29 protein-coding genes and 1 pseudogene are annotated in these 24,190 nt (G+C 60.9%); 13 read left to right on the forward strand and 17 right to left on the reverse strand.

Annotated features, from left to right (window positions below; all coding sequences use genetic code 11):
* Positions 1–225: 225 nt before the first annotated feature.
* Positions 226–999: an alpha/beta fold hydrolase gene (locus ACP7E0_RS04915; RefSeq protein WP_426123328.1), complete on the forward strand. Its 774-nt coding sequence runs from the start codon at positions 226–228 to the stop codon at positions 997–999.
* Positions 1,000–1,008: 9 nt separating this feature from the next.
* Here ACP7E0_RS04915 and cimA read toward each other — a convergent pair whose 3' ends face one another.
* The 8 genes from cimA to cysS form a co-directional block, all read right to left on the reverse strand.
* Positions 1,009–2,625: a citramalate synthase gene (gene cimA, locus ACP7E0_RS04920; RefSeq protein WP_426123330.1), complete on the reverse strand. Its 1,617-nt coding sequence runs from the start codon at positions 2,623–2,625 to the stop codon at positions 1,009–1,011.
* Positions 2,626–2,787: 162 nt separating this feature from the next.
* Positions 2,788–3,747, reverse strand: coding sequence for a prolyl aminopeptidase (gene pip / locus ACP7E0_RS04925; RefSeq protein WP_426123331.1), 960 nt, complete (start codon positions 3,745–3,747; stop codon positions 2,788–2,790).
* Between the two features lie 35 nt (positions 3,748–3,782).
* A complete protein-coding gene (locus tag ACP7E0_RS04930) occupies positions 3,783–4,256 on the reverse strand; it encodes a GFA family protein (protein WP_426123333.1) in 474 nt (157 codons plus the stop codon).
* Between the two features lies 1 nt (position 4,257).
* Positions 4,258–4,752: a GFA family protein gene (locus ACP7E0_RS04935; RefSeq protein WP_426123334.1), complete on the reverse strand. Its 495-nt coding sequence runs from the start codon at positions 4,750–4,752 to the stop codon at positions 4,258–4,260.
* A complete protein-coding gene (locus ACP7E0_RS04940; RefSeq protein ID WP_426123335.1) occupies positions 4,749–5,231 on the reverse strand; it encodes a GFA family protein in 483 nt (160 codons plus the stop codon). The genes ACP7E0_RS04935 and ACP7E0_RS04940 overlap by 4 nt, the downstream gene beginning before the upstream one ends.
* The gene (locus tag ACP7E0_RS04945) at positions 5,228–5,632 is read right to left on the reverse strand and encodes a type II toxin-antitoxin system VapC family toxin (RefSeq protein ID WP_426123610.1); all 405 of its coding nucleotides are present in this window, start codon (positions 5,630–5,632) and stop codon (positions 5,228–5,230) included. The genes ACP7E0_RS04940 and ACP7E0_RS04945 overlap by 4 nt, the downstream gene beginning before the upstream one ends.
* A gap of 14 nt (positions 5,633–5,646) precedes the next feature.
* A complete protein-coding gene (locus ACP7E0_RS04950; RefSeq protein ID WP_426123336.1) occupies positions 5,647–5,901 on the reverse strand; it encodes an antitoxin in 255 nt (84 codons plus the stop codon).
* Between the two features lie 56 nt (positions 5,902–5,957).
* The gene (gene cysS / locus ACP7E0_RS04955; RefSeq protein ID WP_426123337.1) at positions 5,958–7,388 is read right to left on the reverse strand and encodes a cysteine--tRNA ligase; all 1,431 of its coding nucleotides are present in this window, start codon (positions 7,386–7,388) and stop codon (positions 5,958–5,960) included.
* Between the two features lie 411 nt (positions 7,389–7,799).
* Here cysS and ACP7E0_RS04960 point away from each other — a divergent pair, with 411 nt between their 5' ends.
* Positions 7,800–7,937 carry a hypothetical protein gene (locus tag ACP7E0_RS04960; RefSeq protein WP_426123338.1) on the forward strand — a complete coding sequence of 46 codons (138 nt, stop codon included), beginning with the start codon at positions 7,800–7,802 and terminating at the stop codon, positions 7,935–7,937.
* A 21-nt stretch (positions 7,938–7,958) separates the two neighbouring features.
* Here ACP7E0_RS04960 and ACP7E0_RS04965 read toward each other — a convergent pair whose 3' ends face one another.
* Positions 7,959–8,723, reverse strand: a complete 765-nt coding sequence (locus tag ACP7E0_RS04965; protein ID WP_426123340.1) for an SOS response-associated peptidase — start codon at positions 8,721–8,723, stop codon at positions 7,959–7,961.
* A gap of 66 nt (positions 8,724–8,789) precedes the next feature.
* On the opposite strand from ACP7E0_RS04965, the gene ACP7E0_RS04970 reads away from it, so the two are divergent.
* The 8 genes from ACP7E0_RS04970 (at position 8,790) to ACP7E0_RS05005 (ending at position 13,871) form a co-directional block, all read left to right on the forward strand.
* Entirely contained in the window at positions 8,790–9,212 is a 423-nt protein-coding gene (locus tag ACP7E0_RS04970) for an NUDIX hydrolase (RefSeq protein ID WP_426123342.1), read from the forward strand.
* A gap of 55 nt (positions 9,213–9,267) precedes the next feature.
* The gene (locus tag ACP7E0_RS04975; RefSeq protein WP_426123343.1) at positions 9,268–9,690 is read left to right on the forward strand and encodes a TIGR02301 family protein; all 423 of its coding nucleotides are present in this window, start codon (positions 9,268–9,270) and stop codon (positions 9,688–9,690) included.
* 125 nt (positions 9,691–9,815) lie between these two features.
* Positions 9,816–10,085 (forward strand): hypothetical protein, encoded by a 270-nt coding sequence (locus tag ACP7E0_RS04980; RefSeq protein ID WP_113315114.1) that lies wholly within the window; start codon positions 9,816–9,818, stop codon positions 10,083–10,085.
* A gap of 13 nt (positions 10,086–10,098) precedes the next feature.
* Positions 10,099–10,848 carry a hypothetical protein gene (locus ACP7E0_RS04985; protein WP_426123344.1) on the forward strand — a complete coding sequence of 250 codons (750 nt, stop codon included), beginning with the start codon at positions 10,099–10,101 and terminating at the stop codon, positions 10,846–10,848.
* A 73-nt stretch (positions 10,849–10,921) separates the two neighbouring features.
* Complete coding sequence (locus ACP7E0_RS04990) at positions 10,922–11,761, forward strand: YgfZ/GcvT domain-containing protein (RefSeq protein WP_426123345.1); 840 nt, start codon at positions 10,922–10,924, stop codon at positions 11,759–11,761.
* Positions 11,758–12,366, forward strand: a complete 609-nt coding sequence (locus tag ACP7E0_RS04995; protein ID WP_426123611.1) for a YfbR-like 5'-deoxynucleotidase — start codon at positions 11,758–11,760, stop codon at positions 12,364–12,366. The genes ACP7E0_RS04990 and ACP7E0_RS04995 overlap by 4 nt, the downstream gene beginning before the upstream one ends.
* A gap of 1 nt (position 12,367) precedes the next feature.
* Positions 12,368–12,907, forward strand: a complete 540-nt coding sequence (locus ACP7E0_RS05000) for a tyrosine phosphatase family protein (protein WP_426123347.1) — start codon at positions 12,368–12,370, stop codon at positions 12,905–12,907.
* Entirely contained in the window at positions 12,855–13,871 is a 1,017-nt protein-coding gene (locus ACP7E0_RS05005; RefSeq protein ID WP_426123612.1) for an NUDIX hydrolase, read from the forward strand. Before ACP7E0_RS05000 ends, ACP7E0_RS05005 begins: the two co-directional genes overlap by 53 nt.
* Before the next feature lie 24 nt (positions 13,872–13,895).
* Here the strand turns inward: ACP7E0_RS05005 and ACP7E0_RS05010 are convergent, their stop codons facing one another.
* Positions 13,896–14,381 carry a superoxide dismutase family protein gene (locus ACP7E0_RS05010; RefSeq protein ID WP_426123613.1) on the reverse strand — a complete coding sequence of 162 codons (486 nt, stop codon included), beginning with the start codon at positions 14,379–14,381 and terminating at the stop codon, positions 13,896–13,898.
* 134 nt (positions 14,382–14,515) lie between these two features.
* A pseudogene (locus ACP7E0_RS05015) lies at positions 14,516–15,231 on the reverse strand (sulfite exporter TauE/SafE family protein).
* Positions 15,232–15,369: 138 nt separating this feature from the next.
* On the opposite strand from ACP7E0_RS05015, the gene ACP7E0_RS05020 reads away from it, so the two are divergent.
* Both ACP7E0_RS05020 and ACP7E0_RS05025 read left to right on the forward strand, forming a co-directional pair.
* Positions 15,370–15,600, forward strand: coding sequence for a hypothetical protein (locus tag ACP7E0_RS05020; RefSeq protein ID WP_426123349.1), 231 nt, complete (start codon positions 15,370–15,372; stop codon positions 15,598–15,600).
* 10 nt (positions 15,601–15,610) lie between these two features.
* Positions 15,611–15,832, forward strand: a complete 222-nt coding sequence (locus ACP7E0_RS05025; protein WP_426123350.1) for a DUF6434 domain-containing protein — start codon at positions 15,611–15,613, stop codon at positions 15,830–15,832.
* Positions 15,833–15,844: 12 nt separating this feature from the next.
* Here the strand turns inward: ACP7E0_RS05025 and nadC are convergent, their stop codons facing one another.
* The 4 genes from nadC to ACP7E0_RS05045 form a co-directional block, all read right to left on the reverse strand.
* On the reverse strand, positions 15,845–16,753 hold the full coding sequence (gene nadC / locus ACP7E0_RS05030) for a carboxylating nicotinate-nucleotide diphosphorylase (RefSeq protein WP_426123352.1): 909 nt from the start codon (positions 16,751–16,753) through the stop codon (positions 15,845–15,847).
* A gap of 160 nt (positions 16,754–16,913) precedes the next feature.
* Entirely contained in the window at positions 16,914–18,512 is a 1,599-nt protein-coding gene (locus tag ACP7E0_RS05035; protein ID WP_426123354.1) for an L-aspartate oxidase, read from the reverse strand.
* Between the two features lie 171 nt (positions 18,513–18,683).
* Positions 18,684–19,763, reverse strand: coding sequence for a quinolinate synthase NadA (gene nadA / locus ACP7E0_RS05040; protein WP_426123355.1), 1,080 nt, complete (start codon positions 19,761–19,763; stop codon positions 18,684–18,686).
* A gap of 171 nt (positions 19,764–19,934) precedes the next feature.
* Complete coding sequence (locus tag ACP7E0_RS05045; RefSeq protein WP_426123357.1) at positions 19,935–21,173, reverse strand: MFS transporter; 1,239 nt, start codon at positions 21,171–21,173, stop codon at positions 19,935–19,937.
* A gap of 408 nt (positions 21,174–21,581) precedes the next feature.
* On the opposite strand from ACP7E0_RS05045, the gene ACP7E0_RS05050 reads away from it, so the two are divergent.
* The gene (locus ACP7E0_RS05050) at positions 21,582–22,589 is read left to right on the forward strand and encodes an aldo/keto reductase (RefSeq protein ID WP_426123359.1); all 1,008 of its coding nucleotides are present in this window, start codon (positions 21,582–21,584) and stop codon (positions 22,587–22,589) included.
* 6 nt (positions 22,590–22,595) lie between these two features.
* On the opposite strand, the gene ACP7E0_RS05055 is transcribed toward ACP7E0_RS05050, so the two are convergent.
* Positions 22,596–23,441 carry an MOSC domain-containing protein gene (locus ACP7E0_RS05055; RefSeq protein ID WP_426123360.1) on the reverse strand — a complete coding sequence of 282 codons (846 nt, stop codon included), beginning with the start codon at positions 23,439–23,441 and terminating at the stop codon, positions 22,596–22,598.
* A 67-nt stretch (positions 23,442–23,508) separates the two neighbouring features.
* Positions 23,509–24,165 (reverse strand): HD domain-containing protein, encoded by a 657-nt coding sequence (locus tag ACP7E0_RS05060; protein ID WP_426123362.1) that lies wholly within the window; start codon positions 24,163–24,165, stop codon positions 23,509–23,511.
* Positions 24,166–24,190 lie beyond the last annotated feature (25 nt).

Below are 24,190 nucleotides of genomic sequence, written 5' to 3' on the forward strand. Positions count from 1 at the left end.
TCTCGACCGCACCAAATATAGCCTCTCCCGCTGTGAGCGATAGGGGACGATGCACCACGCGGTTGTCTAGCCGCATTGGAACATTGCCTCAGCGTAGACGTTGTGCGAGGTCACGCGATTGAGAAGAGGAGGCCGGATATGTCCCCGGCGACCCGGCAACGACTTCGCCTGTCCGGCGGCACAGAATTATCCTTCATCACGGCAGGTAAGGCATCCGAGCCCGCCGTGCTGCTCTTGCATGGATTTCCGAGTTCGGCGCAAACATTTCGAGACGTCGTGCCCCACCTGTCACAGGCCGCCTACGTGATTGCACCCGATTTGCCTGGCTTCGGCCAGTCCGATGTTCTGCCGGGGGTGTCGTTCGCCGCGATGGGCGATGCGATCATGGAACTGCTGGAACACCTTTCGATCGGACCGCGCTATATCTACCTCCATGATTTCGGTGCGCCGGTCGGTTTCCACATCGCAATGCAAGCGCCGGAGCTTGTCCTCGGCCTCATTATTCAAAACGCCAACGCCCATGCAACGGGATTTGGGGCCGAATGGGCTTCGACACAGGCGTTCTGGGCGGATCCCAGCCCCGAGAACGAGGCGAAGGCGACCACTCATCTGACATTCGAAGGCACGCGCGACCAGTATGTCGCAAACCTTCCACCGGACGTTGCCGCTCTAGTTTCACCCAAAGGCTGGGAGGAGGACTGGCGGGTCATGTGCATGCCGGGCCGGATGGACACGCAGCGGGCAATTCTCGTGGACTATGGAAACTACGTCGCACGGTTCGATGCCATTGCCGATTATCTCGCCCATCGACAACCACCTTCCCTGATGCTGTGGGGCCGGCACGATCCCTTCTTCAACCTTCGGGAAATCCATTCGTGGCTTGAGGATTTACCCCGGATGGAAGCGCATGTTTTCGACGCCGGCCACTTTATGCTCGAGACGCACGCGCCTGCAGCCGTATCGCTCATGGTCGACTTCATCAAGCGCACACAACGATAGGCGAAATGACTACTCTGCCGCAGCCAGCCCCGCCTGATCGCGGTTCTTCAACAGCTTGAACACGATCGAATCCATCAGTGCCTGAAACGATGCGTCGATGATGTTGTCGGAGACGCCGACCGTCCACCAGCGGGCGCCGGTGCCGTCGACGGATTCAATCAGGACGCGGGTGATGGCCTCGGTGCCGCCGTTGAGGATACGGACCTTGTAGTCCACCAGTTCCAGATCCTCGATCTCCGACTGGTATTTGCCGAGATCCTTGCGCAGCGCCAGATCGAGCGCGTTGACCGGGCCGTGACCTTCGGCGACCGACATTGTGGCTTCACCGTCGACCCAGACCTTGACCACCGCTTCTGAAACCGTCTTCAGGTTCCCATTGGCATCGAAGCGGCGTTCGACCATGACGCGGAAGCTTTCGACGTGGAAGAAGTCCGGGACCGAGCCGAGGATTCTTTGCGCAAGGATGGCGAAGCTGGCATCGGCGCCTTCATAGGCATAGCCGGTCGCTTCGTTTTCCTTGACGATGGAAATCAGCTTGTCGAGCTTCGGGTCGTCCTTGGAAACGATGATCCCACGGCGCTTCAGGGCGTTGATGAAATTGGCCTTGCCGCCCTGGTCCGACACCATGACCTTGCGCAGGTTGCCGACGCTTTCCGGCGTCACATGCTCGTAGGTGCGCGGATCCTTCAGCAGTGCCGAGGCATGGATGCCGGCCTTGGTGGCAAAGGCGGAGGCGCCGACATAGGGCATCTGGTGATCGGGCGAGCGATTGAGAAGCTCGTCGAAGGCATGCGAAAGCTGGGTGAGTTCCTGCAGCCTGTCGGCATCGATGGCCGTCTCGAAGCGGCTCGTATAGGCCTCCTTCAGCGCCAGCGTCGGGATCAGCGTCACCAGATTGGCATTGCCGCAACGCTCGCCGATACCGTTCAACGTGCCCTGGATCTGGCGCACGCCGGCCTCGACGGCAGCCAGCGAATTGGCGACCGCCTGGCCCGTATCGTTATGCGCATGGATGCCGAGATTGGCGCCCGGAACGCCGTGGGCGATGACGGCCGTAACGATATCGCGGATTTCCGGCGGCTGCGTGCCGCCATTGGTATCGCACAGCACGACCCAGCGGGCGCCGGCGTCATAGGCGGTTTTGGCGCAGGCGAGCGCATAAGACGGGTTGGCCTTGTAGCCGTCGAAGAAATGCTCGCAATCGATCATCGCTTCCTTGCCGGAGGCAACGACGGCCTCGACCGAAGACTGGATCGATTCGAGGTTTTCTTCGTTGGTGCAGCCAAGGGCGACGCGGACGTGATAATCCCAGCTCTTGGCGACAAGACAGATCGCGTCGCTTTCGGCTTGCAACAAGCTTGTCAGCCCCGGATCGTTGGAGGCGGACACGCCGGCGCGCTTGGTCATGCCGAAGGCGACGAAGCGGGCGTTTTTGGTGCGTTTCTTGCTGAAGAACTCCGTATCGGTCGGGTTGGCACCGGGATAGCCGCCTTCGACATAGTCCATGCCAAACTCATCCAGCAGTGCCGCAATGGCAATCTTGTCCTCGACCGAAAAATCGATGCCCGGCGTCTGCTGGCCGTCGCGCAGCGTGGTGTCGAAGAGGTGGATGCGTTCGCGGGTCATGAATGTTCCCTCCAAAGGAACGGAATGTCTTCTTGAGTATGCCCCTCACCCTAGCCCTCTCCCCGCTTGCGGGGAGAGGGGATGACCGAGGCTGCCGCTTGGTCCTTCTCCCCGTTTACGGGGAGAAGGTGCCCGACAGGGCGGATGAGGGGCAACTGCCGCCTACTGTTTCCCCGCAAACCCATCCGTCGCGCGGATCAGCCGATCGAGAATGCCGGGCTCGGAATAGGCGTGTCCCGCCCCTTCGATCAGATGAAACTCCGCTTCCGGCCATGCGTTATGCAGCGCCCATGCGTATTTTGCCGGGCATGGCATGTCGTAGCGGCCGTGGACGATGACGCCCGGGATGCCGTGGAGCATGTGGGCGTTGCGCAACAGCTGCCCCTCGTCCAACCAGCCGGCATTGATGAAGTAATGATTTTCGATGCGGGCGAAGGCGTGGGCGTATTCTTCCTGCTCGAAGGGCGTCGAGGTCGAAGGCTCTGGCAAAAGCGTGATCGTCTCGCCTTCCCAGATGCTCCACGCCTTGGCGGCGGCAACGCGGGTCGCCCGGTTGTCGCTGGTCAGCCGCCGGTGATAGGCGTGCATCATTTCGTGGCGTTCGTTTTCCGGGATAGGTGCTAAAAAGCGTTCCCATTTGTCCGGGAACATTTCCGAGACGCCAAACTGATAGTACCAGTCGAGCTCGGCCTTGGTCAGCGTGTAGATGCCGCGCACGACGAGTTCGGACACGCGCTCCGGATGTTTTTCGGCATAGGCGAGCGCCAATGTCGAGCCCCAGGAACCGCCGAACACCAGCCATTGCTCGACGCCGGCCATTTCGCGCAACCGTTCGATATCGGCGACCAGATGCCAGGTCGTGTTGGCTTCCAGTTCCGCATGCGGGGTGGACTTGCCGCAGCCGCGCTGGTCGAACAGGGTGACGTCATAGAGCTTCGGATCGAACAGGCGACGATGGTTCGGCGAAATCGTGCCGCCGGGGCCGCCATGCAGGAAGACTGCCGGCTTGGCGCCCGGCGTGCCGGATTTTTCCCAATAGATCGTGTGGCCGTCGCTAACGTCGAGATGGCCGGAGGCATAGGCTTCGATTTCAGGATAGAGCGTGCGAAGAATTTCGGTCATGCTGTCTGCTTTCGAGAGTAATATAAAGCTGTCGATCAGGTGGCGCTCGGGAACTGCGGCCAGACCTCGGTATCGTGGTCCGGATGCTGGAAGGAGATGATCTGTTCCTGCTGCATGTAATAGTTGGGATCTTCATGCACCGGCTGGTCGAAGATCGTCGTCACCCAGGCATTGCGGGCGGCGAAATTCACCTGGATTTGCGGTGCAAGATCGGAGCGATCGTCGAAGGCGCCGATGGCGATTTCCAGCCCGCCCGGATGCTTGTAGGTCAAAGGCGTGCCGCAGGCAGCGCAAAAACCGCGGGCGATGTTAATGGAGGACTGGAAATAGCTAGGCTCACCGCGCGTCCATTCGGTCTCGCCTTTCGCGGTAACGAGGGGGCCGAAGAAGCCGCCAAAGGCCTTCTGGCACATGCGGCAATGGCAGATCGACGGGCGGCCGAGCGCGCCATGAATCTTGAAGCGAACGGCACCACACTGGCAGCCTCCGGTTCGAATGGTTTCGGTCATGTCAGTCCTCCGGTGGCCAATGTTGCGTATCGTAGTCGGGATGCTGGCGGTTCGATTCGAGAATGGCGATATGCCGCTCGGTGATCGGCTCGCTGCCGTCGTCCATCTCCGTTCCGGGCAATCCCGGTAGATGCGAAAACCATGGCATGCGTGACTCGACGCCTGATTGGGTCAGCGGCCGCACATCATAGGGATCATCGAGCGAGCCGAGCACGATATTGATGAAATCCGCCTCAGGCATATCGTAAAACAGCGGCGTGCCGCAGAGGAAACAAAAGCCGCGCCGGACCAGATGCGAGGAACGAAACCAGCCGGGAGCCCCGCGGGTGATGCTGAAATTGGCGCGCGGCGCGTTGGCCAGCGGCATGAAATAGTTGCCCGACGCCTTCTGGCACATGCGGCAATGGCAGAGATGCGGATCACCGAGCGTTCCCTCCGCCCGGTAGCGAACCGCGCCGCACTGGCAGCCGCCGGTATAGATGCGGCTGATGCTCATCCTCGCTCCTTCGGCGGCCATTCGGCCGTATCACGATCCGGATGCTGGTAGGAGACGAGATCGGCGAGAAAAGATGTCGCATCCTTATCGGCCATCGTATCCTCGCCCGGCAATTGCGGGATGTGATCGACATAGGGCAGCTTGGCCTCGATGCCCCACTGGATTGTCGGGACGATGCCTTCCGGCCTGTCGAAAGCGGCAATCGTCAGCGCCAAGCCATCCGGTGCCTCATAGGTCAGCGGCGTGCCGCAATCGCTGCAAAATCCACGGGACGCTGCATTGGAAGACTGGAAGCGCTTGGGTTCGCGACGCGTCCAGGAAAGCTTTGCCTGGCGCACGGAAACCAGCGGCAGATAGAAATTCCCCGCCGCCTTCTGGCACATGCGGCAATGACAGACGGAGGCATCGCCGAGTGCTCCTTCGACACGGAATCGAACGGCACCGCATTGGCAGCCGCCGGTATGGACGAGAACGGTCATGGATGCTCCTCCGTCGCCAACCAGTTTTCGATATTCAACCCTTGGACCCGTGAAAATTCACGGGTGTTGTTCGTGACAATGGTTAGACCGAGCGAATGTGCATGAGCGGCGATAAAGAGATCAGCCAAACCGATCGTTTTGCCCTGACGCTCCAAAGCGTCACGTATGACACTGTAGCTTTGGGAAGCCGCGTCGTCATAGGGGACGATGGTAATGCGGGATAAGGTATTCTCAACGAGATAGGATAGCCGGGACGATCCTTTTTTCCTGATCCCGTAACGCATCTCGGAGGCGACAATGGCACTGACGCAGAGTGCATCTTCACCGACCCGTTCCATGTACTGACTTGCAATACCGAACGGGTTGCGGATCGTATCCGACAGAATATTCGTATCGAGCATGTAAAGCACGCCGTTCACAGACTGAAGTCCTTCGGCGGCGGGCTGTCTTCATCAAGGTCCGGGAATTCCTCATCAAGCGGTTCCTGCGCCCGAAGCCACTCCAGCAAGCCGCTTTTCTTTTTCGGCTCGATGATCAGCCGGTCGCCTTCCTTGCGCATGATCGCCTCGTTTCCCGGGAGTTCGAATTCCACGGGAATACGGACGGCCTGATTGCGGCCGTTGCGAAAGAGCTTTACCTCGCGTCCCTGGTCAACCTGGATCACATTCATGACAGCCTCCTTCAGCATAGGCCAAAGCATATGCCCGCCTCGTCAGAAAGACAAGTTTATCGCCTGACGTCCCACGTCGTTACCCGCTCGCCGGTCGCCGCATCCTTGCCATCCTTCAGCTGGATACCCTTGGCGGCGAGATCGTCGCGGATCTTGTCGGCCTCGGCAAAGTTCTTGGTTTTCAGCATTTCAAGCCGCATCGCCACCAGCGCGTCAACCGCCGATGCAACCGCGCTGTCAACCTCCGCCTCCTTCGGCAAAACACCAAGCAAAGCGGCACTTGCGGCAAAGACCGGCAGCACGGCCGGATCGGCATTGGCGGCAGAGGCCAAGGCGTGCAGGGCTTGCACCGCCGCCACCGTGTTCAGATCGTCGGCCAATGCGTTGAGCACGGACGCATCCGGCTGCGCATCGCCAGGCGTTCCGGCCGGCCATTTGGCCAGCAGACGCTCCGCTTCCTCCAGCCGTTTGATCGAGAAATCGATCGGCTCGCGATAATGCGTCATCAGCATGGCCAAGCGCAGAACCTCGCCCGGCCATTTGCGGCCGCCAAAGGTTTCGGTGTGCAGCAATTCGTAGATGGTGACGAAATTGCCTTCGGATTTCGACATCTTGCGGCCTTCGACCTGCACGAAGCCATTGTGCATCCAGACGTTCGCCATGACCTTGGTGCCATGGGCGCAACGCGACTGGGCGATCTCGTTTTCATGGTGCGGGAAGATCAGGTCCAGCCCGCCACCGTGGATATCGAAGACCTCGCCGAGATAGGCGGCTGCCATGGCCGAGCACTCAATATGCCAGCCGGGACGGCCCCGGCCCCAGGGCGAATCCCAGCCGGGTTCCTCCGGCGACGAGAGCTTCCAAAGCACAAAGTCGCCAGGACTTTTCTTGTGAACGTCCACGGCGACGCGTGCGCCAGCCTGCTGTTCGTCAAGGTTACGTTTGGAGAGTTCGCCATAGTCGGACGTTGAAACGGTATCGAACAGGACTTCCCCATTGGTTTCATAGGCATGGCCGCGTTCGATCAGCCGCTCTATCAGCGTGATCATGTCCGACTTTCCGTCGTCACGCGGCTGCACGAATTCGGTGGCACGCGGCTCGTGCGTCGGCTCAAGGCTGCCAAGTATCGCCACGTCGGAGTGGAACTGGTTCGCTGTCTTCTCCGTCACGCGGCGGATCGCCTCGTTCAGCGACAGTGTACCATTGCCGATCTCCGTACCGAAATCCCGCAGCGCCCGCGCATTGATCTTGTCGTCGAGGTCGGTGATGTTGCGGGCATAGGTCACGTGGCTTTCGCCATAGACGTGGCGCAGGAGCCGGTAGAGCACGTCGAAGACGATGACCGGGCGGGCATTGCCGATATGGGCGAAGTCGTAGACCGTCGGGCCGCAGACATACATGCGGACATTGTCGGGATCGATCGGCGTAAAGACCGCCTTCTCCCGCGTCAGCGTGTTGTACATTTTCAGTGTCGGCAGTCCGTCCATTCCAATCTCCCATTCCGCATATGACCGAATCACGCAGGCGCCCGGCTGAACCTTCGCGTTGTCATCTTGATTTTTGGGAGACGAAAACGGCCAGGCCAGCTTTGAGGCTAGCGAATAATAATCCGGCAGGTGATGCAGATAACCGTTTTCATGGGCTGCTTTATCGCGCTTCGATCCGTCCCGGTCAAGAGGTCAGCCGCGCTCCAGCATGTTAAGTTGAAATACTGGATTATTCGTCATTGTTTTGTCATGATTGGGCTTATCTGGAGACACCGGATGTCCGGGGAGACAGGGCTTTGAGCACTTGCACATTAAAGCCTGTTTCCTGGGGCACAATAGGAAACGCCGTTCTGGTGGAGAACACATAGGCGAAGCGCTTCCGCTTAGGAAAGCATCTGAGGAGAGTTTGAAATGCCTGGTAAAAACACCGACAAGAACAGCCCGCGAGCGGCGGCCAATCTCGTCGAGCAATACCGTCCGCTTGGCCTGAAGGCCGTGCTTGCCGCTGCGCTGCAGATCAAGCCAAAGCCGGTGAAGAAGCCCGCTTGAGCGAAGATATGGCCTGATCGCTCAAAAGAGCGACAGCTGCGGATTTGCGGGCGGGTCCTTCGGCTTTGCGGCAGGCCGTGCAGAGACATGCACCGGCGTCTGAAGATCGGCGCCGGTATTGGCTACCTTGTTGACCCGGTCAGACACGGCGATGACGTCGAAATAATCGTCATCGGCCGGCGCCAGCAAATCAGCGACATCGCGCGGTTCCTGCGTCCTGCAATCAAGCCAGCGGGCAAAATCCTCCGGCTTGATCACCACCGGCATGCGATCATGGACGTCGCCGATGCGCGCATTGGCATGGGTCGTCAGGATTGCGCCTGTGTCGACCTCGGATCCATCCACCGAAGACCAAGTCTCCATCAGCCCGGCAAACGCAACGATGCCGCCGTTTCTGGGCGTGATCCAATAGGCCTGCGACGCCTCGCCGCTTTCCTTCGACGGCCGATGCCATTCGTAGAACCCGGACGCCGGGATCAGCACGCGCCGATGGCGCATCGCCGCCTTGAACGAGGCTTTTCCAGCTGCGGTTTCAGCGCGCGCATTGATCAAAAGTGGAAAATCACGCGGGTCCTTGACCCAGGACGGCGTCAGCCCCCAGCGCACCAGAAGCGCCCGGCGGTCCGGCAGGTTGCTGCCCGGCCTTTGGCGCTCGCCGGACATGACGATCAGGATCGGCTGCGTCGGGGCAATATTGAAGCGCGCCGGAAAATCCTCCGTCTCCAGTAGACCGAATACTTCCGCCAGTTCCTTCGGTGTCGCCGTCAGCGAAAATCGTCCGCACATGGCTTTCAAATCGCACTTCGCCTAAGGTGGGTCAAGATTTTCAATGCTTTTCCGGTTCCCATCAACATGACAACCTCTCCTCAACTCGCCTCGTCCGCCATTCTCGAACGGAACGGGCGCTACCTGCTTGTGCGCCGCGCCAATCCGCCTTCGGCCGATATGTATGCGTTTCCGGGCGGCCGCGCGGAGGCAGGGGAAACGCCGGCGGAAACGGCGGTGCGCGAGTTTCATGAGGAAACCGGCATCCTGCCGCGCAATCCGCTGCTGTTTGAGACCTACGACCTGCCGCCGAGCGAAGCGGACGGGGCCGGCGCACGCCACTTCTTTCTTTCGGTGTTCAAGGTCGAGGCCGATCCGGATGTCGTTGCTATCGCGGCTGACGATGCGGCTGATATCGGCTGGTATACGGCCGCTGAAATCTTTGGCCTTCCCATCCCCGAAAGCGTGCGGCAATGCGTGGAAAAACTGGAAACACAGCGGCCGCGATAAGCGGCTTCGCCAAAATCCGCTTGCTCCCAGGCATGATTCGGGGCTTGAAAGGGCAATGATCCGTTTTCTGGCCACACGATCGTATCTTCTCTTAGCTTTTGCCTGTTTGCCGCTCGGTGCGCAGGCGCAGGACGTGCCGCCGTCAGGCACTCCTACTGTCGCCACCGAGAAGCCAGCACCTTATGATGCGCGCCTGTTGCGATTGTCGGAAATCCTTGGTTCCGTTCACTATTTGCGCACGCTCTGCAAGGATCCGGCAGCCGATACCTGGCGCCAATCGATGCAGGATCTGCTCGACAAGGAGGCAAAGGGCGAAGCCCAGCGGCGCGCGCGCATGACGGCTGCCTTCAACCGCGGATACCGTACTTTTGCGTCCGTTTATACAGCCTGCACCCCACCGGCCGTGGTCGCCGACGAGCGATACCGTGCCGAAGGAGCAACACTTGCTTCAGAAATAACCGCCCGTTTTGGAAATTAACGATAAATTAACCTCTTTCTTCAGGAGCCCGTGTCGTTTTGGGAAAAGGCTGCTAAGGTTGTTAAGAGAGTGGTAAGAAGTGGCATCACCCCGAGTCTGGTGCCAAGTAAAGAGCGTGAAACGGCATGGAACGAATGATGGAACCAAGTCTGAATGACATCGACGACATGATTGTTCATGAGAAGATGCAGGCAGCCCTGGAACACCAGAATGAAGCCTGGGCGGATGGAATGGCCGATGGTATCGAGCCTGAAATCATTGCCGATGCTGCCGTTGCGCTTGCCATTCGCGAAACCATCCGCCTTCATGGCGAAGACGGTGCCGAGGCCATGCTGAACTCGCTTCGCGAGCGTATGCTGGCCGGTGAATTCTCGCCGGAACGCACCCTGCAGTAGTTTCGAGGCCGTCATGGAACGTCAGATATCAGCATGCCGGATGCGTGCGGTTCGCCTTTCCGCGTTGCTGCTTGCCGGTCTGCTTGCCTCATCCGTGCTTCTGCCCCAGCCCGCCTTCGCGCTTAGCGAATTGAAGCAGATACCTGGCGAGAAAAGTCAGGACAAGCAGGCCAAGGACGTTCCCGAAGAAGACGAACCGGGCGACGAAGGCCCTATGCAGATCCCGATGCCGGATCCGCTGGTCAACAAGCCTGCCCGTGATGCCAAAGATTATTCGGTCGAAGACAAGGCACCTGCCGCCGCTGTCGAGGTGCTGTCGGACGTTTCGAAGATTCCCAAACCTGTCGCCCGGATGCGCGAACTGATCGTCGAGGCCGCCGCCTCCGGCGATATCGAGCGGCTGCGCCCCCTGCTCGGCAAGGGTCCGACCCAGACGCAGGTCGGCGAGAACGACGCCGATCCCGTCGAGACACTCAAGGGCCTCTCCGGTGATCCGCAGGGTATTGAGATCCTGGCTATCCTGCTTGATGTGCTCTCGACCGGTTTCGTGCTGACGGAAAAGGGTACGCCCGAGGAGGCCTATGTCTGGCCCTATTTTACCGAAAAGCCGCTGGCTTCGCTGAGCCCGCCGGAAAAAGTCGATCTGTTCCGCTTGGTAACGGCTGGCGATTTTGCCGAGATGGAAGAAGGCGGCAACTATAATTTCTACCGCGTCGGCATCACACCCGACGGTCAGTGGAAATTTTTCGTGGCTGGCGACTGAGGACACACGCAAAGCGCTTGCCGCGACGCTTGCGAAATCCTACCTGTTTGACCTGATGAACAGGACAAACGCCATGCAGCCCGTCGCCCTTCATGATCGTGCCGTGATTACCGTGTCCGGACAGGACGCGCAGGAATTTCTGCAGGCGCTAATCACCACAGATCTCGATCTGCTCGAAGACGGCGAAGCGAAACCCGGTGCACTTCTGACACCACAGGGCAAGATTCTCTTCGATTTCATTGTCACGCGGGACGGCACATCGATCCGCCTCGAAACCGGCACTGACCAGGCCGAATCGCTGTTGAAGCGGCTGACGATGTACAAGCTGCGCGCACCGGTTCTGCTTGCCCTCACCAATCCGGCTACGGTCACCGTCCGCTTCGAAGCAGCGCCGGGCGCCTATCGCGATGCGCGGTTTGCCAAGGCCGGACAGGCGGTTTACCGCGCCTACGACACGCTGGGCGAAACAGCGGGAACCGACGACTATGACCGCCTGCGCATCTTGAATGGTATTGCCGTCTCGGGTTCCGATTATGCACTGCAGGACGCATTTCCCCATGATGTGCTTATGGACAAGAACGGTGCCCTGTCCTTCAAGAAGGGCTGCTATGTCGGCCAGGAGGTCGTGTCGCGCATGCAGCATCGCGGCACCGCCCGGCGGCGGGTCGTGATCGTCGCTGCAGAAACCGCATTGCCCGAAACAGGAACGCCGCTGACCGCCAGGGGGCGCTCGATCGGCGTGCTCGGTAGTGTCATCGGGTCGTCGGGGCTTGCGATCGTGCGCATCGACAAGGCCGGCGACGCCATCGCCTCGGGTGAGCCTATCCTTGCCGTAGACGTTGCGGTGACGCTCACTCTGCCTGCCTGGACTGGCCTGGAATTCCCGGCTGAAGCCGACGAGGCGAGCGCCTGATGTCTGCCCGTGCCTGGCAGCGCATGCTCTCCGGACGGCGGCTCGATCTGCTCGACCCGTCACCACTTGATGTCGAACTGTCCGATATTGCCCATGGGCTTGCCCGCGTCGCCCGCTGGAACGGCCAGACGGACGGTGACCATGCCTTTTCCGTTGCCCAGCACAGTCTGGTGGTCGAGGAAATCTTTCGCCGGCAGTTCAGCTGCACGGCCGACGAATGTCAGATGGCGCTGCTCCACGATGCCCCCGAATATGTGATCGGCGACATGATCTCGCCGTTCAAGGCGGTGGTCGGCGGCGGCTACAAGGTGGTGGAGAAGCGGCTGGAAGGCGCCATTCATCTGCGTTTCGGGCTGCCGTCCACCGCACCGGCCGAATTGAAGACCCGAATCAAGAAGGCCGACCAGATCGCTGCCTATTTCGAGGCGACCGTTCTTGCCGGGTTTTCGCTTACGGAAGCCCGCAAATTCTTCGGCCAGCCGCGCGGCATTACCCGCGAGATGATCCTGATCGATCCGCTGCCCGCCATCGAGGCGCAAAGATTGTTTGCCGAACGGTTTGAAGTCATCGAAGCGGAACGCGCAGCTGTGCGGGCGGTGTCCTGAGATGCCGGTGATCGTCGTCTCGCCTTTGTCGCGCATCGCCGAAATGGCCGTGCGCCACCGCGCCTGTGAAATGATCAGCCTGATGGCGAAGGAGCAGGCCTTTCATCGTCCGGCAGTAATCGCGGCCGACCGTCATCTGCTGCTGGGGATGAACGATATCACCTTTGCCGGAAATGCGGCGCTTGTGGCACCGGGCGAAGAGCACGTGCTGCAGATCATCGAATTTGCGAAACAATGGGACCGGTCGGCACCGCTGTTGATCCATTGCTGGATGGGTATTTCGCGCTCGCCTGCCGCTGCCGTTATCGCGGCCCTGGCGGTGGAGCCGGATCAGGACGAGACTGGGCTTGCGCTGCGGCTGCGCGCCGCCTCGGCTTATGTCACCCCCAATTCCCGGCTGATCGAGATCGGCGACCGGCTGCTGTCGCGCAATGGCCGGCTGGTAGCGGCGATCAAGGCGATCGGCCGTGGCGCCGATACGGATGGAAATGCGCCCTTCGTCTTCTCCCCGTTGCCGGAGCCTGCCGTCCATGCCGGCTGAGGGGACTGTCACCGTCGAAATCGGCCTCAACGCCGCGATCGTCGCGGTGACCAGCCGTTCGCCGCGCATCCTTGCGGTCAGCGACGAGCACGGTGACAGCCGTGACGGCCTGCCCTTCGGTCCGTTCGATCCCGCCCGTCACCGGACGTTCGAAACCAGCCTCAGAGCCAGCGTCGAACAGCAGACAGCACTCGACCTCGGCTATATCGAACAGCTCTACACATTCGGCGACCAGGGCCGCCACCGCCTGGCGGGCGAAAGCAGCACACATATGGTGTCGGTCGGCTATCTGGCTCTCACCCGCACCGACGCCGAAAACAATGCGCGGCTGGCCGAGGCCGGAGCCCATTGGCGCGACTGGTACAGCTACCTGCCCTGGGAAGACTGGCGGCAAGGCCGGCCGGTGCTGATCGACCAGCTTATCCTTCCGGCGCTCCGCCAATGGGAAAAGGGCGGCCATCAGGACGAACGCATGGGGCTGCCGCAGCGGCGCACCCGCACACGTCTTGCCTTCGGACTCGACGATTTCCCCTGGGACGAGGAGCGTGTGCTGGAGCGCTACGAGCTGCTTTACGAGGCAGGCCTCGTGGGCGAAGCGGTGATCGATGGCCGCGCTGCAGCGACAGACACGTCACCGGTTGGCCTTGCCATGCGCCACGATCATCGCCGCATCGTTGCTACCGCCATTGCGCGGTTGCGCGGAAAAATCAAATACCGGCCGGTGATCTTCGAGCTGATGCCGCCGGAATTCACGCTCACCGAGTTGCAGGCAACGGTCGAGGCGATTTCCGGGCGGCATCTGCACAAGCAGAATTTCCGCCGCCTGGTTGAAGGTGCAGAGCTGGTCGAACCGACTGGCATGCTGACCGCTGCGACCGGCGGACGGCCCGCCGCCCTCTTCCGCTTCCGCCGCCAGATCCTCGACGAGAGGCCGGCACCCGGCCTGAAGGTTGGCGGGCGATAGGCGCTGCCGAACCGCTTGGTTGCGCTACTCGATGACGGCGCAGGCCAGCCTGTCGCCGGCATCGCCCGAAGGCTGGCTGCGGTTGTCGTCGGATTTTGCATGCACCATCAGCGCGCGGCCGCGAATGCCGTTTTCGGCATTGTCGAGAGCCACCATGCTGTCGTAGACCTGAGCCCGCATGACACCATCGGCGCCGACATATTGATTGGGCATATCACCAGCATGTGGGCCGTTGGTGGCAAGGAAACCATGTTCGGTGTCGCCGGGATTGAAATGTTTACCGGCGGATTCGTGGTTGTGGGCGGCATCACATTTGCCGGTTTCATGCACATGAAAGGCCACCCATTTGCCGGGCGGCAGATTGGTCACCTCCACCTCGATCAGCACGCCGTTCTTGCCCTGCGTCAGCGATGCCCGGCCGGTTTCCTTGCCGTCCTTGCCGATGAAGTTAGCAATGGCGGTTTGGGATGTTGATTGCGCGAATGCGGCCGTTGCGGTGACGAGAACCATGGCGAGCGTGGTGATCAGGCGTTTCATGAGACATTCCTCCGGTGGAGATGATTTCCTCAAGATGCAACGCCTGATGAGACCAGCGGTTCCACAATCAACCGGCGCGATCGGTGAAACCGGCTCTGATGCAGGAATCAGAATATCCGAATGGCCGATGTGGCGATGATGACAAAGGAAACGGCGATCATCAACGGCCGCACGGGCAGCCGCTTGACGACAAGCGCACCGACAGGCGCTGCGAGCACACCGCCAAGGACGAGGCCGACCGCAGAGCCGAGATCCGACCAGCCAAGCGTCATCACGAAAGTTGCCGAAATCGTCAGGGTGACGGCAAATTCGGTGAGGCTGGTGGAACCGATAACCTTCTTTGGCTCATGGCCACGGCCAATCAGCGATGTGGTGACGATCGGTCCCCAGCCACCGCCACCGGCCGCATCCAGCGCCCCGCCACCGAGACCGATAAACGGCACAACCCAATCCCGGACCTCGCGCAGCCAGAGCGGACGAAAGGCCTTGAACACGATGTAGATGCCGACCAGTACCAGATAGGCCGAGACGAACGGCTCGATCATCTCGCCATCGACATTGGAGACGCCATAGGCGCCGAGCGCACCGCCGATCATACCGCGGCCGGCGCCAGACGTGCGACGAGGCGCCAGTCGATATTGCGCTGGTAGGTGTGGGAAGCTCCGGAAGCCGCCGTCGTAAAAATCTCCGCAATGTGGGTCATGGCGCTTGCCGTTGCCGGAAGTATGCCGACCGCGAGCAGACTTGTGGTGGACAACAGGCCGAATGCCATACCTAAAGCGCCATCGACCAATTGCGCGAAAAAGCAGATGGCAACGAACATCCAGAAATCTGCCGACACGAACAGTCCTTCTTCAAATCAAGTCTTTTCGAAACAGGGCTATTTGCGTCAACCGAATGGTGTCGGTAAAGGTTCCCGCCCGGTAATTCACAGGGCCTCCGATGCAAGAAAAGCGATGAGATGACGATAATTGCTCTTCTCCTCGCCGGTGCTGTTCCGACCGCACCGGAGAACAAGCCGGCCATTCCCGATTACTTCGGTGGCAACGGCACCACCGGCCAACCGGCGATCATTCAATGCAATCCGACGATTGAAGATGCGAACGGGCAATTTAAGACCTGCCGATACGACTGCGGCAAGACGCTGACCATCGGCGCACGCGTGGTCTGCCCGTTCGTGCTGCAGCGGTAGGAGATAAGACATGACGGCTTTCGACTGGCACGCCGATTTTATCGACCGCGACACCCCAATCACGCCGACCTACCGCAACACGCAGAATGTCCGCCGTTTTCTCACAGCCCAATGCGGCGACGGCTTTGCGTTCGACCGTGCCTTCATGGCCTGGATCAAGGACGGTGCGGAAAAGACGATGGGGGACGTTGCCGACGAATGGAAACGCCGTCACCCCACTGCCGATACCTGATACGCCTGTGCCTTAGCCGATGACCACGTCCAATCCGATATCCAGCGTCGGCGCCGCCATGGTGATCTTCGAGGTCGAGATAAAGTCGACGCCGGTTTCGGCGATGGCACGGATGGTCTGGAAATTGACATTGCCAGAGGCTTCCAGCTTGGTCCGGCGCGTATCGGCGTGATAGGCCTCGCCCGGCAACTGCCAATGGGCAGCATTGATGGCAACGGCTTCGCTGAGCAGGTCCGGCCCCATATTGTCGAGCAGGATAACATCCGGGCTGGCTGTCAGCGCCTGGCGCATCTGGTCCAGCCCATCGACCTCGACCTCGATCTTGACGAGATGACCGCAATAGGCGCGCGCAGCATGGACGGCGGAAGCAACGCCGCCGGAGACGGCGATATGATTGTCCTTGATCAGGATCGCATCATCGAGGCCATAGCGATGATTGGAGCCGTCGCCGAGGCGCACCGCATATTTTTCCAGCGCCCGCAGGCCGGGAATGGTTTTTCGCGTGCAGCAGACTTTTGCGCGCGTATGGGCGATTTCGGCTGCGAATTTCGAGGTATAGGTGGCGACGCCGCAGAGATGCATGAGGAAATTCAGCGCCACGCGCTCGGCCGACAGCAGGCCACGGGCCGGGCCGGAAATGCGGGCAAGCACGGTGCCGGGCGCAATCCGGTCGCCATCCCTCACCAGAGCCTCGAAGCGGATCGTTGGATCGATCAGGCGGAAGGAGGTACGAGCCAATTCCATACCGGCAACGACACCGGTTTCGCGGGCGTTCATGTCCGCCGTCGCCGTGCGGTCAGGAGCAATCGTCGCATAGGTGGTGATATCGCCGGCGCGGCCGAGGTCTTCGAGAAGCGCCGCACGGACCTGATCCTCGACCATCAGGGCGGGCAGGTCGGGGCGAAGGGCTGTGGGTGTCATTGGCAGGTTTCTTTCGGTTGTGAGTTCCTCTTCTCCCCAGCGGGGAGAAGTGCCGAGCGACTGCGAGGCGATGAGGGGGCAGCACGGCACATTCTGGGTGTTTAGCCCCCCTCATCCGGCCCTATGGGCCACCTTCTCCCCGCAGGGGAGAAGGGAAGTCTCAAACACTTTCCGTTTCGGTCACCTCGGCAACGACCCGGTCGGCCTCGGCAAGCGTCAGAAATGTCCGGTGCTTCCATTCCGGCCTTGGCTCCGGGCAATCGGAACGGTAATGGCCGCCGCGGCTTTCGGTGCGCAGATAGGCGCCCGCGGTGATCAGTTTGGCCGTAGTGACGATATTGCTGAAGCGCAGCCGGGTGTTCTGGCGTTCCAGGTTGGCGATGGCGCGGATCGCTTTGACCAGCGTATCCTGACTGCGGATAACGCCGACATGGTCGCTCATGATATGGCGCAGCGCCTTCAGCGGCGGGCTGTCTTCCAGGGTCACCGGATCGTCGTTTTCGCCGGCATTATCGCCCCAGTCGGTGATCTTCGGTTCCGGCAGCATGCCCTTGATGTTTTCGGCAATACGGGCGGCAAAGACCACGGCTTCGAGCAGCGAATTGGAGGCCAGCCGGTTGGCGCCGTGGACACCGGTGGAGGTCACCTCGCCGGCAGCCCAGAGGCCATCGATCGACGTGCGGCCTTCCGCGTCGGTCAAGACACCGCCCATGTGGTAATGCACGGCCGGGACGACCGGGATCGGCTGCGTGACGGGATCGATGCCGGCGGAGATGCAGGAAGCGTAGACGGTCGGGAATGCTTCGGGGAAATGCGCACCGACCGCCTTGGTGCAATCAAGGAACGCGCCGCGCCCGGCCTGCACCTCTGCAAACACGCCGCGCGAAACGATGTCGCGGGGCGCAAGCTCGCCGTCCGGATGGATATCCAGCATGAAACGCTTGCCGGCCGAATTGATCAGGTGGGCGCCATCGCCGCGTAGGGCCTCGGTTGCCAAGGGTGCTGGGTCACGGCCGATATTGATCGCCGTCGGGTGGAACTGGATGAATTCCGGATCGGCGATGATGGCACCGGCGCGGGCGGCCATGCCGACGCCCTGACCGCAGGCTTCAGTCGGATTGGTGGTTACGGAGAAGAGATGACCGACGCCGCCCGAGCAGAGCACCACGGCACGGGCCGGAAACGCCACGCGCGTCTTCGACTGGCCGGCATCCGGGCGGGCAATGACGCCGGAGATGAAGCGGCCCTGGCGCACCAGTTCCTCGACAACATACCCTTCCAGCACCCGGATCGACGGCGTGTTGCGCACGGCCGCGATCAACGCTTCCATGATCGCCTTGCCGGCCATGTCGCCCTTGACGCGGACGATACGGCGCTCGGAATGGGCGGCTTCGCGCGACAGCAGCAGCTGCCCCTCAAGATCACGGTCGAACGGCACGCCATAGCCGAGCAGATCGTGGATGCGCGCCGGACCTTCGGCGACCATCATCCGCGTCATCTTCTCATCGACGATACCGGCACCGGCAATCAGCGTATCGGCCACATGTTTGTCGATGGTATCGCCCAGCCCCATGGCAGCGGCGATGCCGCCCTGCGCCCAGGCGGACGAGGCGCCGTGGCCGATCGGGGCCGCAGCCAGCACGGTGACGGGACGCGGGCTGAGTTTCAGCGCGCAGAAAAGCCCGGCAAGGCCACCGCCGACGATGACGATATCGTCAATGCCGTTGAAGGACTGTGGGCGGAAATGATCGGTCAGCATGCTTTTTCTCCTCCGGGAGTATCTCCCTCTTCTCCCCAGCGGGGAGAAGTGCCGAGCGCACGCGAGGCGATGAGGGGGTGGTGCGGCAAACTCTTGCCTGCTTGGCCCCCTCATCCGGCCTTCGGCCACCTTCTCCCCGCCGGGGAGAAGAGGCAGCACTCAGCTTACCCTTTACTGCTTCAAATTCACCATCCGCTCGACGGCAAGTCTGGCGCGGCCGGCGATTGCCGGGTCGACCAAAACTTCCTCCGTCATGAACAACAGGCTGTCGAGGATCTTCGGCAGCGTGATGCGCTTCATGTGCGGACAGAGATTGCACGGCTTGATGAAATCGACGCCCTGGATCTCGGCCTGGATGTTGGAAGCCATCGAGCATTCGGTGACCAAAAGCACGCGCGCCGGGCGCTTGTCCTTGACGTAGTTGATCATGCCCGAGGTGGAACCGGCAAAATCGCAGACGGCGATGACGTCCGGGTGGCATTCCGGATGGCCGATGATCTCGATGGTGGGATCGGCTTCCTTGTAGGCCAGGAGTTCGGCCGCGGTGAAGCGCTCGTGCACCTCGCAGTGGCCCTTCCAGGTGAGGATCTTCTTTTTCGTCTGCTTGGCGACGTTCATCGCCAGATATTCGTCGGGAATGCAGAGAACCGTATCGCTCTCCAGGCTTTCGATGACGGCAAGCACGTTGGACGAGGTGCAGCAGATGTCGGTCTCGGCCTTCACGTCGGCGGAAGTATTGACATAGGTCACCACCGGCACGCCGGGATAACGCTCTTTCAGAAGCCGGACATCGGCGCCGGTGATCGATTCCGACAGCGAGCAACCGGCCTTGCCATCCGGGATCAACACGGTCTTTTCCGGATTGAGCAGTTTGGAGGTCTCGGCCATGAAATGCACGCCGCACTGGATGATGATCTCGGAATCGACCTTAGTGGCGTCGCGTGCCAGTTGCAACGAATCGCCGACAATATCGGCGACGCAGTGGAAGATATCCGGCGTCTGGTAATTGTGGGCGAGGATGACGGCGCCGCGCTCCTTCTTCAGCCGGTTGATGGCATGAACATAGGGCGCATAGACCGGCCATTCGAAAGCGGGGACGAACTGCTTGACGCGCTCATAGAGATGCGCCGTCTCGCGGGCGATCTCCGGCGTGAACGTCAAGTCCGGCCGTTCGAGGATGCCGAAACGCTCGGCGGCGGTCTTTACCGCGCCGGAAGCCTGAATGGCCGCATTGGTCTGTGCGATAGTCATCGAACTGCTCCTCTTGCCGCCCCTCCGGCGGCAGACCTATTTTGCTCAAATTGAGCATAATAGGATCAAAACAAAACCGGCAGTGCCGGAGGATGAGATTTAGAAAGTTTTGTGACGGTTTTCAAGAATGCCCTCCCGCTATTTCTGCAGGAGGGCAAGAAATCGCGGGTATCACGCCATCGCCGGGCGAGCAACAGCCTTTTCCTCGATCGGCCAATGGACGATGGCGGCAAAGATGCCGAGCGCCACGCCGAGCCACCAGACCGGATCATAGGAGCCGAAATGGTCATAGAGATAACCGCCCATCCAGACGCCAAGGAACGAGCCGATCTGGTGCGACAGGAAGACGACACCGCCCAGAAGGCCGAGATGGCGCGTTCCGAACATAATGGCGACAAGACCGTTTGTCGGCGGCACCGTCGATAGCCAGAGCAGTCCCATGACCGCGGCAAAGATGATCACCGACGTCGGCGACTGCGGCAGGAGCAGGAAGGCGGAGACGACGATGGAGCGGGCGATATAGATCCATGCCAGAAAATAGGGTTTTGAATAGCGCTGGCCGATGAAACCGGCGGCCAGCGAGCCGATGATGTTGAAGAAGCCGATCAGCGCCAGCGCGATCACCGCATAACGGGCATCGATGCCGATATCGCCGATATAGGCCGGGAAATGCGCGGTGATGAAGGCCACCTGATAGCCGCAGACGAAGAAGCCGGTGACCAAGAGCAGGTAGCTCTTGTGGCCGAGCGCTTCCTTCAGCGCTTCGCCGATCGACTGTTTGTACTGGACTTCCTTCTGACTGCCGGACGAGGAGTTGCCGCGCAGCGGAATAGCGAACAGCGGCACGAGCAACATCAGCGCGCTCATGTAGAGCAGGCTGTCCGACCAGCCGAAGGCCGAAATCAGCCCTTGGCTCAGCGGCGCAAACAGGAACATGCCGGCCGAACCGGCCGCCGTGCAGATGCCGAAGGCCATGGAACGCTGTTCCGGCGTGACATTACGGGCAAAGGCAGACAACAGGATGCCGAAGGAGCCTGAACCGACCCCGAGCCCAACCATGACGCCGCCGCCGATATGCAGCCAGATCGGCGCATCGGCAAAGGCCATGATGATCAGGCCACCGGCATAGACGAGGCCGGAAAAGGCCAGTACCCGCCAGGAGCCGTATTTATCGGCGATCGCCCCGAAGAAGGGCTGGCTGACGCCCCAGGCCAGATTCTGAAAGGCCATGGCCAGCCCGAACGTGGTGCGATCCCAGCCGGTATCGGCAAGCATCGGCAACTGAAAGAAGCCCATGGCCGAGCGTGGCCCGAACGTCAGAACGGCAATGAGGGAGCCGGCGATGATGATCAGCCAGGGCAGACCGGGACTGGCGGTCCGCGTGGCGGAAGCGGTGGAAACGGCGGACATTCAGCGACTCCGTGTGATTGAAGCGGTAATCTACGCTGTGGCATGCTGCTAAAAAAGCGAAATAAAATGACGTTCGGATCAGCCACATTGATGAATGAAAGCCATCGTTCAGCGGCGCGCACGGAAACTGTGGCGATAATCTCGTGGCGTTCGCAGCTTCAACACCTTGAATTGGCGATTGAAATTGGCAGTCGAAGCGTAACCGGCCGCTCAGTTAGATATGATCGAGCACCCGGCCAGGACGGAGATGGTCACCCTGCCCCGCCGTTGGCGCCGCCATCGTTCTCGATAAGGGCGACGCTTCCGTATCGCGGGTTTTTCACCGATGAAAAACACCCTGCAAGACTGCCTGTATGGTCTCGGACGAGCCGCTGCTACGGTCCCCACCACAATCACGCGGAGGCTCGCATGCTCGACAGGACGAAACCGGCCAGCATCACACTCTGGGACGGACGCTCCATCCCACGTCTCGGCATGGGCTGCTGGGCAATCGGCGGCCCCTTTTATGCCGGCGATGTGCCGCTCGGCTGGGGCGACGTCGATGACAGGGAATCGATCCGGGCGATCCACCGCGCCATTGAACTCGGTATTCGCTTCTTCGATACGGCGTCGAATTATGGCGCCGGTCATTCCGAGGAGGTATTGGGCGAGGCGCTCATTGGGCATCCCGATATCGTCGTCGCAACCAAATTCGGCTTTGCCACTGACCCGGTGACGAAACAGGCGACTGGCGCATTCGCCTCACCGGAGTTCATCCGCGCTTCGGTGGAGACATCACTGACGCGGCTGAAGCGCGAGCGGATCGATCTCTTGCAATTCCATCTCAACGAATTCGATCCGATCGAGGCCGATACGGTCTTTGCCACGCTCGATGGCCTGCGGGCCGAGGGCAAGATTGCTGCGTACGGCTGGAGCACGGACTGGCCGGACCGGGCGGCGCGTTTTGCCGGGCGCGCCGGCTTTCTTTCGGTGCAGCACACGATGAACGTGCTGGAACCGGCAGACAGGATGATCGCGCTGGTGGAACAGGCCGATCTCATTTCGATCAATCGCGGCCCGCTGGCGATGGGGCTGCTGTCCGGCAAGTTCAAACCGGGTGACCGGCTGGCGGCAAACGATGTGCGCAGCGCCGCTTTCGACTGGCTGCAATATTTCCGCGACGGCATGGTTGCTCCGGAGTTTTCACAGCGGCTCGATACGATCCGTGACCTGTTGCAGACCGATGGCCGGACGCTGACGCAGGGCGCCCTGGCGTGGCTCTGGGCGCGCTCGCCGAATACGCTGCCGATCCCCGGCTTTCGCACGGTGAAACAGGTCGAGGAAAATGCCGGCGCGCTGGAGAAAGGACCATTGCCCGCTTCGACGATGGACGCGATCGACGACGCGTTGCAACGCGCACGGCGTTCTTCAGTCTGACCGGATTTACGCCCTGATTTTCATCGGCCAGCGGTCTTGCCGCGCCGTGACGATCCGCATCGCGTCGCCGAGATTGACGGTTCCTTCGGAGCGCGGCACGGCATTCCAGCCGAACAGGACGCCGGGCACGCGGCGATCGGCCGAAATGCGTTTTTCGGCGAGACCCTGGATCGGATTGCCGCCAATACGCTCGCCGCTCACCTGATCCTGCGTCGTCATGATGCAGCGGGCGCAGGGTTTAACGAGATCGAAGATGATGCCGCCGATCTCGACGCTTTCCCAAAAATCCTCTTCCCAGGGTTCGTCATTGTCGATCAGGATATTGGTGCGGAAACGGTCCATGCCGACCGACTCCTGCCCCTTGGCGATCAGCGTGACGTTGAGATCGGCAAGCGACGAAGTGGTGGTAATCAACACCGGAAAGCCATCGGCGAAGCCGACGGGTGCCGCCTCGCCCGCCCATTCCTCGCCAACCACGCGCGTCGCCCGGTCATCCATATGCACCAGCTTGACCGGACGGCCGAACCAATCGGAAAGTGTGGTATTGGCGCGATCCTCGGAAACGGCGGCGTTGACATGGCTGTCCCAGACGCGGACATCCAGCCTTCTCGCGGGATCGAAAGACACGGTCGTCGTGCGGGTGCCCATTTTCAGATGCACACCGCCGGCCACATGGGTGGCCTCGACCTGCGCCAGCAACTGCAATTCGCGCTGGGTGATGAATTTTCCATCGGGATCGACAAACATGAAGCGGCGGTCTCCGGCCAAGCCGTCATGTCTTATGGAAACCGAGGTCTGCGCGATGGCGCGGCCACTCTTCAGCGGGTGAATATTGAGACCGGTCACCTTCATGTCGTCACTCCCAGGCGTTCAGATTGTGATTCAAAAGCATGGCAACCCGGCCAACAACCTGTTTTAGCTAGATTTCCTCGATCAGCATACCAAGCACTGCGCGCAGCCGCTCCTGCCTTTGACGGGCAAGCGCCCGGCCTGCCGCCGTCTGGAAACCGTCCGTCAGTTTGAACAGCTTCGTCTCGAAATGGTCAATGGCAAAGGCCTTGTCATCGAGCGGACGGTCTTCTGCCAGCGGGTCGAGCGGATCGTAAAGGCCGCTCCCCATCCGCCCGGCAATGTAGAAGCAGCGCGCAGCGCCGATCATGCCGATCGCATCCAGCCGGTCGGCATCCTGCAGGATTTTCGCCTCCAGGCTTTCCGGCGGGATGTTGGCCGAAAAGCTGTGGGTGACGATCGCGTGGGCGACCGCAGTGATCTCCGCAGTTCTCCAGCCGAGTTCATCGAGCAGTTCGAAAGCTTTTTCGGCAGCAAGCCGCGAGGCGTGGGCGCGATCGGGCGAATTCTTTTCCACCGAGACGCAATCATGCAGCAGCACGGCGGCGGCGATGATGCGCAGGTCTCCCCCCTCCGAGCCATGGATGCGCAGAGCGTTCTTCCACACCCGGATCAGATGGGCAGCATCATGCGAGCCATCATTGCCGGAGACGGCATAAGGCAGCAATTGTTCCGCAAGGGCCTGGTGAGGCGCAAAGGCTGCGGCAAGCGAGGCAGTGTGGCTCATGTCAAATCCATGCCGAAAGAACAGT

It is taken from the genome of Pararhizobium sp. PWRC1-1, assembly GCF_049897905.1.
In the GTDB taxonomy this organism is placed as follows: domain Bacteria; phylum Pseudomonadota; class Alphaproteobacteria; order Rhizobiales; family Rhizobiaceae; genus Pararhizobium.

Excerpts from the sequence above, each read along its gene's own strand:
- ACP7E0_RS04960 (WP_426123338.1), top strand. The coding sequence starts at position 7,800 with ATGCCTGGTAAAAACACCGACAAGAACAGCCCGCGAGCGGCGGCCAAT.
- nadA (WP_426123355.1), bottom strand. The coding sequence starts at position 19,763 with ATGACTATCGCACAGACCAATGCGGCCATTCAGGCTTCCGGCGCGGTA.
- ACP7E0_RS05010 (WP_426123613.1), bottom strand. The coding sequence starts at position 14,381 with ATGGTTCTCGTCACCGCAACGGCCGCATTCGCGCAATCAACATCCCAA.
- ACP7E0_RS04930 (WP_426123333.1), bottom strand. The coding sequence starts at position 4,256 with ATGACCGAAACCATTCGAACCGGAGGCTGCCAGTGTGGTGCCGTTCGC.
- ACP7E0_RS05050 (WP_426123359.1), top strand. The coding sequence starts at position 21,582 with ATGCTCGACAGGACGAAACCGGCCAGCATCACACTCTGGGACGGACGC.
- ACP7E0_RS05020 (WP_426123349.1), top strand. The coding sequence starts at position 15,370 with ATGACGATAATTGCTCTTCTCCTCGCCGGTGCTGTTCCGACCGCACCG.
- ACP7E0_RS05005 (WP_426123612.1), top strand. The coding sequence starts at position 12,855 with ATGCGCCCTTCGTCTTCTCCCCGTTGCCGGAGCCTGCCGTCCATGCCG.
- ACP7E0_RS04980 (WP_113315114.1), top strand. The coding sequence starts at position 9,816 with ATGGAACGAATGATGGAACCAAGTCTGAATGACATCGACGACATGATT.
- ACP7E0_RS04940 (WP_426123335.1), bottom strand. The coding sequence starts at position 5,231 with ATGACCGTTCTCGTCCATACCGGCGGCTGCCAATGCGGTGCCGTTCGA.
- nadC (WP_426123352.1), bottom strand. The coding sequence starts at position 16,753 with ATGACACCCACAGCCCTTCGCCCCGACCTGCCCGCCCTGATGGTCGAG.
- ACP7E0_RS05055 (WP_426123360.1), bottom strand. The coding sequence starts at position 23,441 with ATGAAGGTGACCGGTCTCAATATTCACCCGCTGAAGAGTGGCCGCGCC.
- ACP7E0_RS04965 (WP_426123340.1), bottom strand. The coding sequence starts at position 8,723 with ATGTGCGGACGATTTTCGCTGACGGCGACACCGAAGGAACTGGCGGAA.
- cimA (WP_426123330.1), bottom strand. The coding sequence starts at position 2,625 with ATGACCCGCGAACGCATCCACCTCTTCGACACCACGCTGCGCGACGGC.
- ACP7E0_RS05060 (WP_426123362.1), bottom strand. The coding sequence starts at position 24,165 with ATGAGCCACACTGCCTCGCTTGCCGCAGCCTTTGCGCCTCACCAGGCC.
- ACP7E0_RS04975 (WP_426123343.1), top strand. The coding sequence starts at position 9,268 with ATGATCCGTTTTCTGGCCACACGATCGTATCTTCTCTTAGCTTTTGCC.
- ACP7E0_RS04950 (WP_426123336.1), bottom strand. The coding sequence starts at position 5,901 with ATGAATGTGATCCAGGTTGACCAGGGACGCGAGGTAAAGCTCTTTCGC.
- ACP7E0_RS05025 (WP_426123350.1), top strand. The coding sequence starts at position 15,611 with ATGACGGCTTTCGACTGGCACGCCGATTTTATCGACCGCGACACCCCA.
- ACP7E0_RS04985 (WP_426123344.1), top strand. The coding sequence starts at position 10,099 with ATGGAACGTCAGATATCAGCATGCCGGATGCGTGCGGTTCGCCTTTCC.
- cysS (WP_426123337.1), bottom strand. The coding sequence starts at position 7,388 with ATGGACGGACTGCCGACACTGAAAATGTACAACACGCTGACGCGGGAG.
- ACP7E0_RS05045 (WP_426123357.1), bottom strand. The coding sequence starts at position 21,173 with ATGTCCGCCGTTTCCACCGCTTCCGCCACGCGGACCGCCAGTCCCGGT.
- ACP7E0_RS05035 (WP_426123354.1), bottom strand. The coding sequence starts at position 18,512 with ATGCTGACCGATCATTTCCGCCCACAGTCCTTCAACGGCATTGACGAT.
- ACP7E0_RS04970 (WP_426123342.1), top strand. The coding sequence starts at position 8,790 with ATGACAACCTCTCCTCAACTCGCCTCGTCCGCCATTCTCGAACGGAAC.
- ACP7E0_RS04935 (WP_426123334.1), bottom strand. The coding sequence starts at position 4,752 with ATGAGCATCAGCCGCATCTATACCGGCGGCTGCCAGTGCGGCGCGGTT.
- ACP7E0_RS04945 (WP_426123610.1), bottom strand. The coding sequence starts at position 5,632 with ATGCTCGATACGAATATTCTGTCGGATACGATCCGCAACCCGTTCGGT.
- ACP7E0_RS05000 (WP_426123347.1), top strand. The coding sequence starts at position 12,368 with ATGCCGGTGATCGTCGTCTCGCCTTTGTCGCGCATCGCCGAAATGGCC.
- ACP7E0_RS04990 (WP_426123345.1), top strand. The coding sequence starts at position 10,922 with ATGCAGCCCGTCGCCCTTCATGATCGTGCCGTGATTACCGTGTCCGGA.
- pip (WP_426123331.1), bottom strand. The coding sequence starts at position 3,747 with ATGACCGAAATTCTTCGCACGCTCTATCCTGAAATCGAAGCCTATGCC.